Below are 17,366 nucleotides of genomic sequence, written 5' to 3'. Positions count from 1 at the left end.
AGAGCAATCCTGAAACACCAACTAAGGAAGGCTCGCAGATGCTAAACTGGGCTGATCTGACGCAAGACTGGGACGCGTCATATGCGCGTGCAAAACGTAGGTTTCCGAACCTGCGCGATAGGGATATGGCGCGCGTTGGCGAAGATCGCAAACAGTTCGAAGCTTACCTGGCCGAGCGTCACCACCTGACCGTAAACGAGGCGCGCGAAGAGCTTGAGGATTTCCTGTTCACCGAAGCATTGAACCGCGAAGCGGCCCAAGCCCTAAGCAAGTGACGTCACCCACAGGATCGTCGCATCCTCATCACTGACCGAAATGACGTTATGCCCCATGCTGCCGTCGTAATAAGCGCTGTCGCCGCGGCGCATTTCGACCGGCTCATAGAACTCGGTAAACAACCGCACCACTCCGGTCAGAACATACAGAAATTCCTCACCATCGTGACGCACCCAGCCGTCAAATTCTTCCATCGAGCGTGCACGTACACGGGCGCGATAGGGCAGCATCTGCTTTTTGGTCAGCGTTTCTGCCAGCAACTCATGTTCGTAGGTGGTGGTCGCATGGGCCGCACCCCCGCCCATCTTGGTCACTGCCATTCGACCGATCACCTGATCGCGTTGTGGCGGCGTAAAAAGCTGAGGCACCGAAATCTCCAATCCGGTCGCCAGCTTTTTCAAAGCATCATAGGTCGGAGACATCTGACCATTTTCGATCTTGCTGAGTGTCGACCGAGCCAGACCCGCCTGACTCGCCGCCTGTTCCAGCGTCCAGTTGCGGGCTTTACGCAGTTCGCGCACGCGCGCGCCCAGATCGACCGGCTCCAACTCGGTGTTGACACCATTGTCGCGGGCAATTCTGACGATAGATTTATGATCATTGGTGGCCATGGGTCTTTCTATAGGGCGAGCATGCCCTGCTTGCAACGCGCCTCGCACGGGGATAGCCAGTTCTCATGTTGTCGATCTTTGATCAGGGGCCGCCTACGCCCTGCCCGCGCCCATTCAATCTTGCCGCGCATGTGCTGCGCCATGCGAAAAGTTCAGCTGAGAAGACCGCACTTTCGGTGCTGGGATCGGATGGTGCAACAGACTGGACCTATGGCGATCTGCATTCGGCGATAATGGGCACCGGTTCAGGATTGCTGCAGAGCGGCCTTCGCGCCCAAGACATTGTTCTCATGCGATTGGGCAATACCGTCGATTTTCCGATCGCCTATCTGGGCGCAATCGCCGTGGGGCTGGTCCCCGTGCCCACCTCATCACAACTGACCGAGCAAGAGACCGCAAAGATCGTCGACGATCTGAAACCCGCCGCCATTTTGCGAGATCCCCAGGTCGCCTGCGCGGCGCACCCGGATCAGATCATGCTGCCTGAACTGGCCCGGATGCGATCACTGCCGCCAGCAAGTTTTGCCATGGGTGATCCCGAGCGGCTTGCCTACGTGGTCTACACTTCGGGTACTTCGGGCAAACCCCGTGCGGTTGCGCATGCACACCGCGCCATCTGGGCTCGGCAGATGATGGTCGACGGCTGGTATGGCCTGAAATCCTCGGACCGGCTGTGCCATGCGGGGGCATTCAATTGGACCTACACGCTGGGCACCGGCTTGATGGACCCTTGGGCCATTGGTGCAACGGCTCTGATCCCTGAACCCGGGACAGACATACGCGATCTGCCTGCCCTGTTGAAACAACATCGTGCCACCATCTTTGCAGCCGCACCGGGGGTCTTTCGGAAGATGATGCAAAGTGACACGCAGCCCGGCCTTCCCGATCTGCGCCACGGCCTTTGCGCCGGGGAAAAGCTGTCGCGACACCTGCATGAAAAATGGGTGCAGTTCACCGGCACCGAGCTTTATGAGGCTTACGGCATGTCCGAATGCTCGACCTTCATCTCATCCAGCCCAAGCCACCCGGCACGCGGCACAGCGTTGGGGCAGCCGCAGCCCGGGCGTCGGATTGCCATCCTCGGGCCGGATGGCCCTGTGCCACAAGGTCAGGAAGGTACAATAGCCGTACATCGCGAAGATCCGGGCCTGATGCTGACCTATCTGAATGCCCCCGACGAGGCCGCTGCTCGGATGCAGGGGGATTGGTTCCTGACCGGTGATCAAGGCGCGATGGCGGTTGATGGGCAAATCACCTATCTGGGTCGAGATGACGACATGATGAATGCGGGCGGATATCGCGTTTCCCCGGTCGAAGTCGAGGCGGCCTTATCCACCCATCCCGAGATCACCCAGGTCGGGGCGGCTACGGTTGAGGTAAAACAGGACAGTTCGATCATCGTTGCCTTCTACACTGGCCCCGAAGAACTGGACGCGGCGGACCTGCACGCCTATGTGTCTGACAAGTTGGCGCGCTACAAACAGCCGCGTGCCTTTGTCCATCTGCCCGCCTTACCCACCGGAGGCAACGGCAAACTTCTGCGCCGCGCCCTGCCGGCCTATTTCAAGGCGACGTCCGAATGACACACACTGTAAAGCTCGACATCATGTCCGATCCGATTTGCCCCTGGTGCTATATCGGCAAGACCCATCTGGACAAGGCGCTGGCCGAAGTGCCAGACCACCCCTTTGTGATCGAGTGGCACCCCTTTCAGCTGAACCCCGATATGCCCGACGAGGGCATGGATCGGCGCGAATACCTTGAACGGAAGTTCGGCGGCAAGGACGGAGCAGTTCGCGCATACGCTCCCGTTGTCGAACATGCCGAAAACGCAGGTTTGAATATCGATTTCGAAGGCATGAAACGCACGCCCAACACGCTGGATGCCCACCGCCTGATCCACTGGGCGGGGATTGAGGGCAAGCAGGAATCCGTGGTCGATGCACTCTTTAATGCTTACTTCGTCGAGGCGCGTGATATTGGTGATCATGAGGTGTTGGCTGATGTCGCCGACAGCGTCGGCATGGACGCAGCGGTCGTACTGAAACTGCTGCAGTCAGACGCCGACCGCGAGGATATCCGTAACCGCGACAGCCATTCACGCGAAATGGGCGTAAATTCGGTTCCCACATATATCGTTGCAAACCAGCACGCTGTTCCGGGCGCGCAACCTCCTGAATTGTGGGCAAAAGTGATCGCTGAGATCATGTCTCAGATTGAGGCTTCCCCTGCAGAATAGCACATACCCCTGTGCATTTCTGATCTAGTCCAACCCGAAACGCCGTGATAGCGCATTCGGGAAGGAGTTCCCCATGGCCGACCGCATGTCCCGGGGCGAATTCATTGCGTTGATCGCGATGATGTTCGCCACGATAGCCTTTTCGATCGATTCAATGCTGCCAGCCCTGCCCGAGATCGGCGCAGAGCTCAGCCCCTACGATCTGAACAAAGCACAGTTGATCCTGACCTCTTTTGTGCTGGGCATGGGGATCGGCACATTCTTTACTGGGCCAATTTCCGATGCGGTCGGGCGCAAGCCGGTGATTTATGGTGGTGCCGCTCTCTATATACTGGCCTGCGCTGTTGCGTGGTCCAGCTCATCGCTTGAACTGGTGCTGGCTGCGCGCATCGCGCAGGGCCTCGGGGCGGCCGGGCCGCGCGTTGTGGCTATGGCGATCATTCGCGACTTGTTTTCAGGGCGCGAGATGGCGCGCATCATCTCGATTGCGATGATGATCTTTACTCTGGTCCCCGCCGTGGCACCGCTGCTAGGCGCAGGCGTTATTGCACTGGTCGGCTGGCGCGGCATCTTTGTGTCCTTCATCATATTCGCCACGATCATCGTGATCTGGATGGCCACGCGCCTGCCTGAATCTCTGGCGCCCGAAAACCGACGCCCCTTCCGCCTGCCCCTGATGATTGCGGCAGTGCATGAGATGTTCGCACACCCCACTGTGCGCCTCTCGATCCTGGTGCAGACCCTTTGCATGGGGTTGCTGTTCACCATGCTAACGATGGTTCAGCCGGTTTTTGACGTCATCCATGATCGGGCAGACAGCTTTCCCTTCTGGTTCGCCTTCGTGGCGCTGATCTCGGGTTCGGCCAGCCTTTTGAACGCCGCCGTGGTCGTACGCGTCGGCATGCGCCGTATGGTGACCTGGGCCTTGGGCGCGCAGATTCTGATCACAAGCGCCGTCATCATCCTGAACATGACACCGCTTTCACCGGGCGCATCCTTTGCTGTGTTCGTGGCATGGCAGACCTCGATCTTCTTTATGGCCGGTGTAACCATGGGCAACCTGAACGCCATTGCCATGGAACCTATGGGTCATATCGCGGGAATGGCTGCCTCGGTCATCGGCTCGATCGCCACAATTCTGGCGGCTGCCATCGCGGCCCCTATTGGGCTGTTATTTGACGGGTCGATCACACCGCTGACGACCGGCGTGCTGACGATGTGCATCCTTGGCTTCGGCCTGATGCTACATATGGGCCGGATTGAAAACAGACTGCCCGCCTGATCTGTGCAGAGCCGCTGAAACACGCTAACCTTCCCGCAAATCGTGGGGAGGGGGCGCCATGAGCGACTATTATGATCTGGGCACGTATTCCTGTGCCGTCACCACAGCATCTCCCGAAGCACAGCTTTGGTTCGATCGCGGATTGGTCTGGACGTATGGCTACAACCACGACGAAGCGGTCACGTGCTTTCAGAAAGCTGCCGAAATTGACCCGGATTGCGCCATGGCCCATTGGGGCGTCGCCTATGCAGCAGGCCCAAACTATAACCTGCCGTGGGAATTGCGGGACGATCAGGGCCAGGCCAAATCACTGGCCATCGCCTATGATGCAACACAGAAGGCGCTGTCGCAGCTCAACGGGTGCACAGCGGTTGAGCAAGCGTTGATCCGCGCCCTACCCTCCCGATACCCTCAGCGTGACCCCATCGAAAACATGCACCAGTGGGACTATGACTATGCGGATGCGATGCGCGCCGCATTTGCCGAACAGCCTGATGATCTGGACCTGCGCACGATCCATGTTGAGGCGCTGATGAACCTCACCCCGTGGCAGATGTGGGACCTGAAAACGGGTCAACCGGCCGAGGGTGCCGCGACCCTTGAAGCGCAAGACGCTTTGGAGAGCGCTATGGTCAATGACCCGGCGTCGATGTCTCATCCCGGTCTACTTCACCTATATGTGCACCTGATGGAGATGTCGCCGACGCCAGAAAAGGCGCTGCAGGCCGGAGACATCCTGCGCACACTTGTGCCCGATGCCGGGCATCTGGTGCATATGCCAACCCATATCGATGTGCTGTGCGGCCATTACCACAATGTTGCCTACTGGAACGAAAAGGCTACCGAGGCCGATCTGAAATATTATGAGCGTGAAGGCGCGTTCAACATTTATACCGGCTATCGTCAGCACAACTATCACTTCACCATCTATGGCGCTCTGTTTCTCGGTCAGATGGAACCAGCCCTGCGTGCCAATCAGGGCCTGTGGGATACCACCCCCGAAGATATGCTTCGGATCGAAAGCCCGCCGATGGCGGATTACTTTGAAAGCTACATGTCCATGGGCCCGCATATACTGATCCGCTTTGGCCGCTGGGAAGAGGCCAAGGCACTGAATTTGCCAGACGACCCTGACCTCTATCGCACTTTGACAGCAACAACACATTATGCTCGCGCCATCGCCCATGCAGCCACTGATGAGGTGGCGCAGGCCGAGGCCGAAGAGCAGTTGTTCCTTGCCGCAAAAACCTGCGTGCCCGAGACGCGCCGCCTGCACAACAATCGGGTCATCGACCTTCTGGAGATCGCAGCGGAAATGCTGCGCGGAGAAATCGAGTATCGCAAAGGCAACTACGAGATTGCCTATGCACATCTACGCCGCTCGGTCGAGTTGGATGACACGCTGCCCTATGACGAGCCATGGGGTTGGATGCAACCAACACGCCATGCGCTTGGTGCGTTGTTGTTCGAACAAGGGCATGTGAACGAGGCCGAGGCAGTCTATCGTGAAGATCTAGGCTTGGGTGGCATGCTCAGCCGCGCCTCGATCCACCCTGACAATGTCTGGAGTTTGAAGGGTTTGCATGATTGCCTGAAAGCACGCGGCGAGACAGTAGAAATCCGCCAAATCAAGCAACGCCTTGATCTTGCCTTGGCGCGCGCGGACCGCACCGTCGGCGCGTCGTGCTTCTGTGCCCAAGCCGCCATGAGGGCTGCGGAATGAAGCTATTCCTTTTGGTGGCAGGCCTGCTGCTTGCCAGTCCAGCGCTGGCACAGCGCCAGACCTTTCCACCTATCGACGAGGCAGGTCAAAATCCATCACTGGTCGCATTCCGAGCTGACTTGCTGGCGAAAATCGAGGCACGCGATACCAATGCAGTTGTCGCCGCCGCTTGTCCCGACATCTATCTCAGTCACGGCACAGCAGGTGGACCGGAAGAGTTTCGCACCAACTTGACTGTGCCTCCGGAAACGCTTGGTGAAGAGTTTAAGGACGAGGCTGCGGAGCTACGTGATTTTTACTGGTCGCAATTGCAGCAAACGGTTTCCCAACCGGGATATTTTGACGATCAGGGTGAATTCTGGATGCCGCACTATTGGCGGATCATTCTTCCCGCTACAGTAGACCCTTTCACCGCCTTCTATGTTTCGGGCGAAAGCATCACACTGCGTCAGGCACCGTCTCGTGGCGCGCCCATCCTTGCGCTGATCAGTCATGAAATCGTGATCGTCCCTGACTATCAACCTGATGAGGAGTACCAGAAAATCAGACTGACCGATGGGACATCGGGCTACTTACTCAGCGATTTTCTGGCATCAATGGTCGGTTACCGCGCTGCGCTTGTAAGATCCGAAGCGGGTGACTGGCAGCTCTGCACTTTTGTGACAGGGGACTAGGCTTTCGCCTTTTTCTTCACAGCCACGACCTTTTCGGCCAGATCACGGGCGATGGCAAACGCACCTTTGATCTTGTCGCTGTCCTTCTTCCAGTCGCGCCGCACAACGATCTTGTTGTCCTTGACCTTGGCCAGCCCGCGTTGGTTCTGGATGAACTCGACCAACCCCTCGGGTGAGGCGAACTTGTCATTGTGGAACTGTATCGTTGCGCCCTTTGGCCCGCCGTCCAGCTTGGCGATCCCGGCGCGTTTGCACATCGCCTTGATGCGCACGACAAGCATCAGGGTATTCACCTCTTTCGGCAGGCTGCCGAAGCGGTCGATCAACTCGGCAGCGAATCCTTCCAGTTCCACTTTCGTCGACAGTGACGACAGGCGGCGGTAGAGGCCCAGACGCACGTCCAGATCAGGCACATAATCCTCGGGGATCAGAACCGGGACACCCAGATTGATCTGTGGCGCCCATTGGTCATCGGCATCCGATAGCCCCTCCATCTCGCCGGCTTTGATCTTGGCAATCGCCTCTTCCAGCATCGATTGGTAGAGTTCGTAGCCCACATCACGCATCTGGCCGGACTGTTCCTCACCCAGCAGGTTGCCCGCACCACGAATGTCGAGATCTTGCGATGCCAGTGTGAACCCGGCCCCGAGCGTATCCAGCGAGCCCAGAACCCGCAGCCGTTTCTCAGCCGTCGCCGTCAGGCGCTGGCGCGGTTTGGTGGTCAGATAGGCATAGGCGCGGGTTTTTGAGCGCCCCACCCGCCCCCGGATCTGATAGAGCTGCGCTAGGCCAAACATATCCGCCCGATGCACGACCATCGTGTTGGCAGTCGGGATATCCAGCCCGCTTTCTACGATCGTCGTGGCCAGCAGAACGTCGTATTTACCGTCGTAGAACGCGTTCATCCGGTCATCAAGCTCACCCGCAGCCATCTGCCCGTGTGCGACCACGTAGGATAATTCAGGCAACTGCTCTTTCAGGAATTCCTCGATCTCAGGCAGGTCAGAGATGCGCGGCACCACATAGAAGCTCTGCCCGCCACGATAATGCTCGCGCAGCAGCGCCTCACGGATTGTTACCGCGTCGAATTCGCTAACATAGGTGCGGATCGCAAGCCGGTCGATGGGGGGCGTGCCTATGATCGACAGATCACGCACGCCTGTTAGGGACAGTTGCAGAGTTCGTGGGATCGGTGTCGCTGTCAGGGTCAGGACGTGCACGTCCGAGCGCAGCTGTTTCAGCCGTTCCTTGTGGCCCACGCCGAAATGCTGTTCCTCGTCGATGATCAGCAGACCCAGATTATTGAACCGTATCCCTTTGGCCAACAGCGCATGGGTGCCGATCACGATATCCACCGTGCCTCGCGCCAACCCATCGCGGGTTTGCTGCGCCTCTTTGGCCGAGACAAAGCGCGACAGTTGTCGGACTTCAAGTGGGAAACCCCGGAAGCGATCCTTGAAGGACGCCGCGTGTTGCCGCGCGAGCAACGTGGTCGGTGCCACAATGGCAACCTGTACGCCCGACATCGCGGCGACAAAGGCTGCGCGCATGGCGACCTCGGTCTTGCCAAAGCCTACATCGCCACAGATCAGACGATCCATCGGCGCACCGGAATGCATATCCTCCATCACCTCAGAGATGGCACGCAACTGATCGTCGGTCTCCTGATATGGGAAACGCGCGCTGAACTCTTCCCACGCATGGGGTGGTGGGTCCATGACCGGAGCCTTGCGCAAGGCACGCTCAGCGGCGATGCGGATCAATTTATCCGCCATCTCGCGGATGCGCTCTTTCAGCTTGGCCTTCTTGGCCTGCCATGCGCCGCCACCCAGACGGTCCAACAGCCCCTCGTCATGGCCATATTTCGACAGCAGCTCGATGTTTTCGACCGGCAGGTAGAGTTTGGACTGTTCGGCATATTCCAGCAGCAGGCATTCATGGGCGGCGCCAGCAGCCGTAACGACCTCCATCCCCTGATACCGCCCGATCCCGTGGTCAACATGCACCACCAGATCACCGGGGCTAAGCGACTGCGTTTCAGTCAGGAAGTTCTCGGCCTTGCGGCGTTTTTTGGGTTGGCGGATCAGACGGTCGCCCAGAACGTCCTGTTCCGAGATCACGGTCAGATTGGGCGCTTCAAACCCGTGTTCCAATGCCCAAACCGCAAGATGCAGGCCGCGCTTTCCAACCCGGGTTCCGTCGGTCACCGGGATCGCCTCGGCCAGGCCTTCATCTTCGATCAAGCCGGTCAGTCGTTCACGAGCGCCTTCGGAGTAAGAGGCAATGAGGACCGGCCCCGTGTCCATCTTTTCGGTGATATGCGCCGCCAGAGCGCCAAACAGGCTGATGCTTTCCTGCTGACGTTCGGGTGCAAAGTTGCGCCCGATCCGTCCGCCCGCATCGATCACGCCCGGACCACTCGCCTGCGGCAGCGGGCTGAACTGCAAAACGCGACGATCGCCCACTGCATCTTCCCATGCAGCATCGTCCATATAGAGCAGACCGGGAGGCGTCGGTTTATAAACCGTATCCATGCGCGAGCGGTTTTCCAAAGCGAGCTTTCGCGTCTCAAACTGATCCGCAATCGTATCCCAGCGCGCCAGCCGAGCAGGCGTGACCTGATCGTCAAGCGAGATTGAGGCCCCCGGAAGATAGTCGAACAGGGTTTCCAGTTTTTCATGGAAAAACGGCAACCAATGCTCGATCCCCTGATGCTTGCGACCTGCGCTGACAGCTTCGTATAAGGGATCATCCGTACCCGCCGCGCCGAATTCGATGCGATAGTTCTGACGGAATCGGGTGATGGCGGCTTCATCCAGTATAACCTCGGACACCGGGGCAAGCTCGACCACCTCAAGTTTTTCAGTCGTTCGCTGCGAGACAGGATCAAACCGGCGTGCACCATCCAGAACATCCCCGAACAAGTCCAGCCGCACGGGACCGCTCTCACCGGGTGGGAAGATGTCGATGATACCGCCTCGGATAGCGTAGTCTCCGGGCTCCATCACCGTGGGGCTTTGGGTAAAGCCCATGCGCACCAGAAAGTTGCGTAGGGCATCTTCGTCGATGCGCTGATCTACGCGAGCGGTGACTGCGGCCTCTCGCAACACTGCACGCGCGGGTACCCGTTGGGTCGCGGCATTGAGCGTGGTCAGCAGCACGAACCGCTGCGGCATCTGATGCACCAAAGCAGCCAGTGTTGCCACGCGGGCAGCAGAAATGTCGGCATTGGGCGACACCCGATCATAGGGCAAGCAGTCCCATCCGGGGAATACAAATACGGGCATGTCCGGCGCAAAGAATGCCAACGCTGCCCGCATCGCCTCCATCCGTTTGTCATCGCGGGCGATATGGCAGACTGGACCGCCCGAGCGCGCGATCTCATTCAGCACAAGCTGTGCATCAAACCCCTCGGGGCCGCCGCCGACTGTTACGTGGTTCGGAGCCGTCATTACCTTGCCTTTCAGGGACTACTAACCCAGGACACCAATCGAAATGTTCTGATACATTCCCCAGAACGCAGTGATCAAGATCGAGAACATACCAATGATCTGAGTAAAGGTCCGACTGCGCGTCAGCGTTTTGGAAACGTTTTCTACGGTCGCTTCTTGAGTCTGCAATCGACGCGCTGCCGCAATACTGATCATCATGACAAAACACATCGGGAGCAGAAGCAGAAATACGGCCTGTGCGAATTCCACGTCGTAGAAGAATCCCAACGTTGCAAGGCCTGTCAAAACAAAACAGCAAATTGCCATCAATACCAGACCCGAGGTTTCGACGATATACAACACTCTGTTCGAGTTGATCCGCGCGACATCCAGAAGGTCTTGTTCTGATTGACCACCTACACGACGGGCGCGCATCACAAGATCATAGGGCACCCCCATCGTCCAGTGGCTGGCAGATGACCAAAGAACGGCCAGACCGATCCAGTACCACAGATTCGAAAAGCTCCGCATGTCGATGAGTTCGAAAATCGAAGAGTATATGTCCAAGCGTCTGCCCTTTGTTCAACGTCCGCAGGGACCGTCATCGCAGCGATGCGTCCATTGTTACCCTTGAGACCACCGGGAATTCATGCCACCCAATGCGCAATTGTTCAAGGAGAGTGCGCCATGAAACCGACCATCGCCCCATATCCCCGGACCCGTTTCCGCCGGGCCCGCCAATCCGAGGCGATCCGGGGTCTGGTGCGCGAGAACACCTTGACCGTGAATGACTTTATCTGGCCTGTTTTTGTGCGCGACGGTGAAAATATCGAAGAACCCGTGCCGTCGATGCCCGGGGTCGTGCGACGCTCGGTCGACCTGATCACCAAAGCCGCGGTGGAAGCGCAAGCCCTTGGTATTCCTGCAATATGTATTTTCCCGTACACCGATCCGAGCCTGAAAACCGAAGATTGTGCCGAGGCCTGGAACCCCGACAACCTGTCCAACCGCGCCATTCGTGCAATTAAGACTGCTGCGCCCGAAATCGCGGTGATGACGGATGTGGCCCTGGACCCCTACAACATCAACGGCCATGACGGCTATGTGGTCGATGGCGAGATTGTGAATGACCAGACTGTTGAGGCGCTGGTGAAAATGACGCTGGCGCAGGCCGAAGCCGGAGCTGACATCATCGGCCCGTCCGACATGATGGATGGCCGTATCGGCGCCATGCGCAGCGCACTTGAGTCGGCGGGTCACCACAATGTCATGATCCTGAGTTATGCCGCCAAATATGCCAGCGCTTTCTACGGCCCTTTCCGCGACGCCGTTGGGGCATCAGGCGCGCTGACCGGTGACAAGAAGACCTATCAGATGGATCCTGCCAACTCGGACGAGGCCCTGCGTCTGATCGAGCGCGATCTGACCGAGGGTGCAGATATGGTCATGATCAAACCGGGGATGCCATACTTGGACATCTGCCGACGGGTCAAAGACAGCTTCGGTGCGCCGACCTATGCCTATCAGGTGTCTGGCGAATATGCGATGATCCAAGCCGCTGCACAAAACGGTTGGATCGACGGCGAAAGGGTGATGCTGGAAAGCCTACTGGCCTTCAAGCGCGCAGGGTGTGACGGCATCCTGACCTATTTTGCACCCGAAGCCGCGCGCATCCTGCAGGGCTAACACCTCAGATTGTCGCAATTTTTCGCCGATTTGCTGCGTGCGCAGCACAGCTTTCCCGTGACAGGCCGGTGCAATCGGCGTATTCTTGCAGACAAGATCGGGAACACCCGACATTTCAGGCACATACACAGAGACAGAGAAACATGAGCAGTTCAAACTCCCCCCGACTTAGCCGTCGCGGTTTTGCTTTTGGCATGGCCGGACTGACGCTGATCGCCGCCTGCGGCAACGGCGTTGGCAACTCCAACGCAGTCACACTCGACGCGCGCGTCGACGCGACGCTGAACGAGATGTACAGCAAGTATCCCAACACCGTTGAGATTGCCAACAAGGCCAACGGAATGTTGGTCATGCCACTGATTACAGATGCCGGATTTATCTTTGGTGGCGCCTATGGTCAGGGTGCACTGCGTATTCAGGGCGCGACGGTCGACTATTATTCCGCCATCTCCGGTACTGCGGGCCTGCAGATCGGCGCACAGCAATATGCGCATGTTCTGTTCTTTATGACCGAAGAGGCCTTGAACGATTTCCGCCGCTCCAGCGGTTGGACGGCCGGTGCAGATATCGGATACGTCGTCGACGCGACCGGAGAATCCTTGTCGACCGACACCACTCAGTTGCGCAAACCCGTGCTGGCCGCAGTCTTTGGACAAGCGGGTCTGAAGTTCGGCGCGACGGTCGAAGGCACCAAATATACGCGCATCATCCCCTAAGACCCAAGATACCACCCTCCCCCCTCTGACGAGCCCCGCTACATCTTGTGGCGGGGCTCCGAGTTTTCGCGGATTTCCACAAATTCCAGTGGCATTCCTCTTTCGGTCGGGCGGAGGTTCCAGTAACCTTGGCGCAAATGACCGCATAGAATTCTCGGGGGACAGATGGGTCTGGTTTTTCGCTGGCTGGTGAGACTTACGACAGGCCTGATCCTGCTGGCAATCGCTGCTGTGGGGTTGGTCTACTTTCTGGCCAGCCAATCCCTGCCTGAATACAATCAAACCCTTGAAGTTGAAGGAATAACTGCCCCTGTCGAGATCGTTCGCGACACTGCAAATGTGCCGCATATACTGGGCCAGTCCGACCCGGACGTGTTCTTTGGTCTGGGCTATGCCCATGCACAAGACAGGCTGTGGCAGATGACCATTCTGCGTCGGACCGCACAGGGCCGCTTGTCCGAAGTGTTCGGCCAGCGCACGGTAGCCATCGACAAATTACTGCGTCGTTTCGATCTTTACGGACTCGCCCATCGCTCAGTCGAGTTTCAGGACGACTATACCAAGGCCGCGCTTCGCGCTTATTCCGCAGGGATCAACGCCCGGCTTACCGAGATCAACGAACAGGCGCTTGGACGTGGCGCCCCCGAGATGTTCCTGTTCAACGCCCCCGTTCCCCCATGGCAGCCGGGCGACAGCGTAGCGATTATCAAGCTGATGAGCCTGCAGCTTTCCGGCCACCTTGCTGATGAAGTGTTACGCGCACGCACATCGCTGATGCTGGATAATCCCGCACGGCTGGCCGACATTCTGCCCGACGTCCCCGGTCCCGGTATTGCCGCGCTGCCCGAGTATGCTGATCTGTTTCCAGACCTTCCACGCTATGCCCAAGGCACTCCGATGCCCGACACGCCGCTGTCGCCTTTCCCGCAGCGCGGGCTGGCAGGTGCGTCAAATGCGTGGACCGCCGCGCCGTCCCGCTCGGCCAGCGGTGGCACGTTGCTGGCAAACGATCCGCATCTGGGCCTCACTGCCCCGGGTATCTGGTATCTGGCGCGGCTGGAACTGGCCAAAGGCGGCGTTATCGGTGCAACCATTCCAGGCGTACCGGCAATCTCAGCCGGACGGAGTGAGCGCTTGGGCTGGGGCCTTACCTCATCCTATCTGGACGATCAGGACGTTCACATCGAACAACTGAACCCCGACAATCCCGAAGAATACCTTACTCCAGACGGCTACAAACGCTTTCAGACCCGCCCTTCGATTATCGAGATCAAAGACGCCGCCCCAATCACCCTGACCCTGCGCTGGACCGAGAATGGACCGGTTCTGCCGGGCACGCATTATGATCTGGAAACCATCACACCACCGGGCCATGTCGCGTCTCTCTCGTGGAGCGCGCTAAGCCCCCGCGATACATCCATGAGCGCCTCTTTGGCGCTGATGAATGCCGATTCAGTTCGAGACGCCATTGACGCGGCCGAGGACTATATTGCCCCTTCGCAAAACTTGTCGCTTGTCGATAAAGACACGATCGGCATGAAACTGGTCGGCGCAATGCCCCGGCGCGATCTGAACAATCAAAGCCGAGGCCGCATTCCCACCCCCGGCTGGCTGGAACGGAACCGTTGGCAGGGCCGCCTGCCCTATTCAGACAATCCTGAATTCGTGGCCCCGGTCGGCGGAGTTCTGGGTAACACCAACAACAAGATTATCGACCGGCCGTTCCCGCGCCATGTGTCGTACGAGTGGGGCGACACCCAGCGGGTCAATCGCTGGGAACGCCTGATGCAATCGCGCGAGGTACATACGCGTGACAGTTTTATCGAAGCGCAGTTGGACACGGTTAGCTTTACAGCGCGATCACTGCTTCCTCTGATCGGCGCCGACCTCTGGTTTACCGGTGAGTCGGCACCCGAAGGCACGCCCGAACGGCAGCGTCAGATCGCGCTGGATCTGCTGGCCAACTGGAACGGTGAGATGAACGAGCATCTGCCGGAACCCCTGATCTACGCCGCATGGTTGCGCGCGCTGCAAATCCGCCTGATCTCGGACGAACTTGGCCCGCTGGCTGCCGAATACAAGCATGTCGAGCCGCTGTTTATCGAACGGGTGTATCGCGATATCGACGGTGCCTCGGTCTGGTGCGACGTGGTTCAGAGCGCTCCCGTTGAAAATTGCACCGACATGGCACGACTGGCCCTGGATGACGCGATCATTTGGATTTCCGAGCGCTATGGCCCCGCACTCGAATCTTTACGCTGGGGCGATGCGCATCAGGCCACCCAGGACCACCCTGCGCTGGGCCAGGTTCCGGTGCTGCGGTTTTTCGTCAACATCCGCCAATCCACCAGCGGTGGCGATAACACCCTGCTGCGCGGGCGCACGTCAGGCGAAGGACCGGACCCGTTCCAGAATGTGCATGGCGCAGGTTATCGTGGCGTCTACGATTTTGCGGACCCCGATAGTTCGGTTTTCATCACCGCAACTGGCCAGTCAGGCCATTTCCTATCTCGCTATTATGACGATCAGGCCCAACTATGGCGGCGCGGGGAATACATCCCCATGTCGCTGGATATCGGGCTTGCCCGAGCAGCGGCAGTTGGTGTGACCGTCCTGAACCCGCGCTGATCTGATCGGCAAATCCCCGCCCCTTTTTGAACCTCGCGTGGCGCACCCCTTCGTTATCGCCTAAACTCGTCTGGCCGTCGCATTGCACGAAGGGGGAAAATGCATGGGCAGCTTTCGAGACACCTTAAACAATCTCGCACGCGATTATGCGATCGCCTGGAGCTCGGGCGATCCCGACTTGGTCGCCAGTTTTTTCGCCCCCGAAGGTCAGATCAGCATCAATCGCGGTGAGCCCCTGCGTGGCCATGCCGCAATCGCCGAAATGGCTCGCGGGTTCTATGCAGAATTCCCCGATCTTGAGGTGCGTTGCGATATGATGCGTTGGGCCGGAGGGCATGCCATTTTTGTCTGGACCCTCGAAGGCCATCACGCCGAGACCGGCAACCGTGTCGTTACACGCGGCTGGGAAGAGTGGGAGCTTTCAAAGGACAACAAGGTGCTATCTTCGCTTGGGTGGTTCGATGCAGAGGATTACCAGCGTCAGATAGACGGTACCTAGAACGCCGCGAAGCGGGACGCCTGCTTGTCAGTCCAGAGCACCGTGATCTCGAACCCCTCTTCGGTCTGATCTTCAGACCTGACCACATCCTGACGATAGAGCCACGCGCGTTTGTCACCATCGGCAAAGCCCAGTTTCAGGATAGTCTCATGCCGCGCACCCTGCAGGATCGTGGCGATTTCAGACAGCAGCGGATCAACACCTTCGCCCGTTACGGCCGATATGGCAAAGATCGCCGGATCACGCTCGGCCCGGGCAAGCGCGGCTTCGCGGTCTTCCGGGCTCAGCAGATCGATCTTGTTCCAAACCTCCAACCGGGGGCGACTGTCCTCGACACCCAAAGAGTTCAGGATCGCCTCAACATCCCGTGCCTGTGCCTCGGTTTCTTCATGGCTGATATCGCGGACATGCACGACCAGATCAGCCCCCAGAACCTCTTCCAGCGTGGCGCGGAAGGCCGCAACCAGTTCCGTGGGCAAGTTCGAGATGAAACCCACGGTATCGGACAGGATCACCTCGGGGCCATCCGGCAGCTCAACCCGCCGCATGGTTGGGTCCAGCGTGGCGAACAGCATGTCTTTTGCCATCACCTCGGCCCCGGTTAGGCTGTTGAACAGCGTGGATTTCCCGGCGTTTGTATAGCCAACAAGTGCAACAATCGGATATGGAACCTTCGCGCGCGCTGCGCGGTGTAAGGTGCGGGTCTTCACCACTTTTTGCAATTGGCGGCGCAGGCGGACCAGTTGTTCATCAATGGCACGCCGGTCGGCCTCGATCTGAGTTTCACCGGGACCACCCACAAACCCAAGGCCACCGCGCTGACGTTCCAGGTGGGTCCAGGCCCGAACCAGTCGCGTACGCTGATAGCTAAGCGCGGCCATCTCAACTTGCAGTACACCTTCACGGGTACGCGCACGGTCGCTGAATATTTCCAGAATCAAACCGGTCCGGTCGAGGATTTTGACCTTCCACGCTTTTTCCAGATTGCGCTGCTGAACCGGAGTCACTGGCCCGTCGATCAGAACCAGCTCGATCTCATTGTCGTGGAGGCGTTCGGCCAGTTCCTCGATCTTGCCGCTGCCGAACAGAAAACCAGCCTGCGCGCGCGGTAGGCGCACTATTTCGGAACCGACCACATCCAGATCGGGCAAAGCGGCAGCTAGTGCCACCGCCTCTTCCAGCGCTGGTTCGGGCACACGGCGCTGTTCATCTGATTTGATTTCGGGATGCAGCACCCAAGCCCGGGTGCGCGCCCTCTCATGTTCCATCAAGAGGCGTCTTCGCCCTCATAAAGGTTGATCGGCTGTGACGGCATGATGGTCGAAATCGCATGCTTGTACACCAACTGCGACTGTCCGTCGCGGCGCAGCAGCACGCAGAAGTTATCGAACCAGGTGATTACACCCTGCAATTTCACACCGTTGATCAGGAATATTGTGACCGGGACCTTTGCTTTCCGTACATTGTTCAGGAACGCGTCCTGCAGATTCTGTCTGTCCGAAGCCATATTTTGTTATCTCGCCATTGTTCTTGCTACGCGCTGCGGACCAACGCGCTCCCTCCGGCAGAGTATGGAGTGCCGCGCACAGATATTCCAGATG

At 58.5% G+C, this 17,366-nt stretch carries 15 protein-coding genes; 10 read left to right on the top strand and 5 right to left on the bottom strand.

Features of this window, described 5'->3' with window-relative positions; translation table 11 throughout:
- Window positions 1-38: 38 nt before the first annotated feature.
- On the top strand, window positions 39-275 hold the full coding sequence (locus ACRZ96_RS01870; protein WP_170396893.1) for a hypothetical protein: 237 nt from the start codon (window positions 39-41) through the stop codon (window positions 273-275).
- Here the strand turns inward: ACRZ96_RS01870 and ACRZ96_RS01865 are convergent.
- Window positions 264-887: an XRE family transcriptional regulator gene (locus ACRZ96_RS01865; RefSeq protein WP_170396891.1), complete on the bottom strand. Its 624-nt coding sequence runs from the start codon at window positions 885-887 to the stop codon at window positions 264-266. The genes ACRZ96_RS01870 and ACRZ96_RS01865 overlap by 12 nt on opposite strands.
- A gap of 65 nt (window positions 888-952) precedes the next feature.
- Here ACRZ96_RS01865 and ACRZ96_RS01860 point away from each other — a divergent pair, with 65 nt between their 5' ends.
- The 5 genes from ACRZ96_RS01860 to ACRZ96_RS01840 all read left to right on the top strand — a co-directional run bounded on the left by ACRZ96_RS01860 (window position 953) and on the right by ACRZ96_RS01840 (window position 6,805).
- On the top strand, window positions 953-2,470 hold the full coding sequence (locus ACRZ96_RS01860; RefSeq protein ID WP_170406068.1) for a class I adenylate-forming enzyme family protein: 1,518 nt from the start codon (window positions 953-955) through the stop codon (window positions 2,468-2,470).
- Window positions 2,467-3,126, top strand: a complete 660-nt coding sequence (locus ACRZ96_RS01855) for a DsbA family oxidoreductase (protein WP_170406071.1) — start codon at window positions 2,467-2,469, stop codon at window positions 3,124-3,126. Before ACRZ96_RS01860 ends, ACRZ96_RS01855 begins: the two co-directional genes overlap by 4 nt.
- Window positions 3,127-3,199: 73 nt before the next feature.
- Window positions 3,200-4,408 carry a multidrug effflux MFS transporter gene (locus ACRZ96_RS01850; protein ID WP_170406074.1) on the top strand — a complete coding sequence of 403 codons (1,209 nt, stop codon included), beginning with the start codon at window positions 3,200-3,202 and terminating at the stop codon, window positions 4,406-4,408.
- A gap of 58 nt (window positions 4,409-4,466) precedes the next feature.
- Window positions 4,467-6,131, top strand: coding sequence for a hypothetical protein (locus ACRZ96_RS01845; RefSeq protein ID WP_480814181.1), 1,665 nt, complete (start codon window positions 4,467-4,469; stop codon window positions 6,129-6,131).
- Window positions 6,128-6,805, top strand: coding sequence for an SH3 domain-containing protein (locus tag ACRZ96_RS01840; protein ID WP_480704962.1), 678 nt, complete (start codon window positions 6,128-6,130; stop codon window positions 6,803-6,805). Before ACRZ96_RS01845 ends, ACRZ96_RS01840 begins: the two co-directional genes overlap by 4 nt.
- Here the strand turns inward: ACRZ96_RS01840 and mfd are convergent.
- A complete protein-coding gene (mfd, locus tag ACRZ96_RS01835) occupies window positions 6,802-10,257 on the bottom strand; it encodes a transcription-repair coupling factor (RefSeq protein ID WP_480814180.1) in 3,456 nt (1,151 codons plus the stop codon). The two genes, ACRZ96_RS01840 and mfd, sit on opposite strands and share 4 nt — an antisense overlap.
- 21 nt (window positions 10,258-10,278) lie before the next feature.
- The gene (locus tag ACRZ96_RS01830) at window positions 10,279-10,803 is read right to left on the bottom strand and encodes a component of SufBCD complex (RefSeq protein WP_170396878.1); all 525 of its coding nucleotides are present in this window, start codon (window positions 10,801-10,803) and stop codon (window positions 10,279-10,281) included.
- A 120-nt stretch (window positions 10,804-10,923) separates the two neighbouring features.
- On the opposite strand from ACRZ96_RS01830, the gene hemB reads away from it, so the two are divergent.
- The 4 genes from hemB to ACRZ96_RS01810 all read left to right on the top strand — a co-directional run bounded on the left by hemB (window position 10,924) and on the right by ACRZ96_RS01810 (window position 15,765).
- Complete coding sequence (hemB, locus tag ACRZ96_RS01825; RefSeq protein ID WP_480704964.1) at window positions 10,924-11,922, top strand: porphobilinogen synthase; 999 nt, start codon at window positions 10,924-10,926, stop codon at window positions 11,920-11,922.
- Window positions 11,923-12,065: 143 nt separating this feature from the next.
- A complete protein-coding gene (locus ACRZ96_RS01820) occupies window positions 12,066-12,638 on the top strand; it encodes a lipid-binding SYLF domain-containing protein (RefSeq protein WP_480814179.1) in 573 nt (190 codons plus the stop codon).
- 165 nt (window positions 12,639-12,803) lie between these two features.
- Window positions 12,804-15,266 (top strand): penicillin acylase family protein, encoded by a 2,463-nt coding sequence (locus ACRZ96_RS01815; RefSeq protein WP_170567136.1) that lies wholly within the window; start codon window positions 12,804-12,806, stop codon window positions 15,264-15,266.
- 103 nt (window positions 15,267-15,369) lie between these two features.
- Complete coding sequence (locus tag ACRZ96_RS01810) at window positions 15,370-15,765, top strand: nuclear transport factor 2 family protein (RefSeq protein ID WP_170567134.1); 396 nt, start codon at window positions 15,370-15,372, stop codon at window positions 15,763-15,765.
- Here the strand turns inward: ACRZ96_RS01810 and hflX are convergent.
- Window positions 15,762-17,033, bottom strand: a complete 1,272-nt coding sequence (gene hflX, locus ACRZ96_RS01805; protein WP_170396869.1) for a GTPase HflX — start codon at window positions 17,031-17,033, stop codon at window positions 15,762-15,764. The genes ACRZ96_RS01810 and hflX overlap by 4 nt on opposite strands.
- A complete protein-coding gene (gene hfq / locus ACRZ96_RS01800; protein WP_005982826.1) occupies window positions 17,033-17,272 on the bottom strand; it encodes an RNA chaperone Hfq in 240 nt (79 codons plus the stop codon). Before hfq ends, hflX begins: the two co-directional genes overlap by 1 nt.
- Window positions 17,273-17,366 lie beyond the last annotated feature (94 nt).

This window comes from Ruegeria sp. CF1 (genome assembly GCF_056537445.1).
The sequence above is the reverse complement of the archived record's forward strand: the minus strand, read 5'-3'. Positions and strand labels throughout refer to the sequence as shown.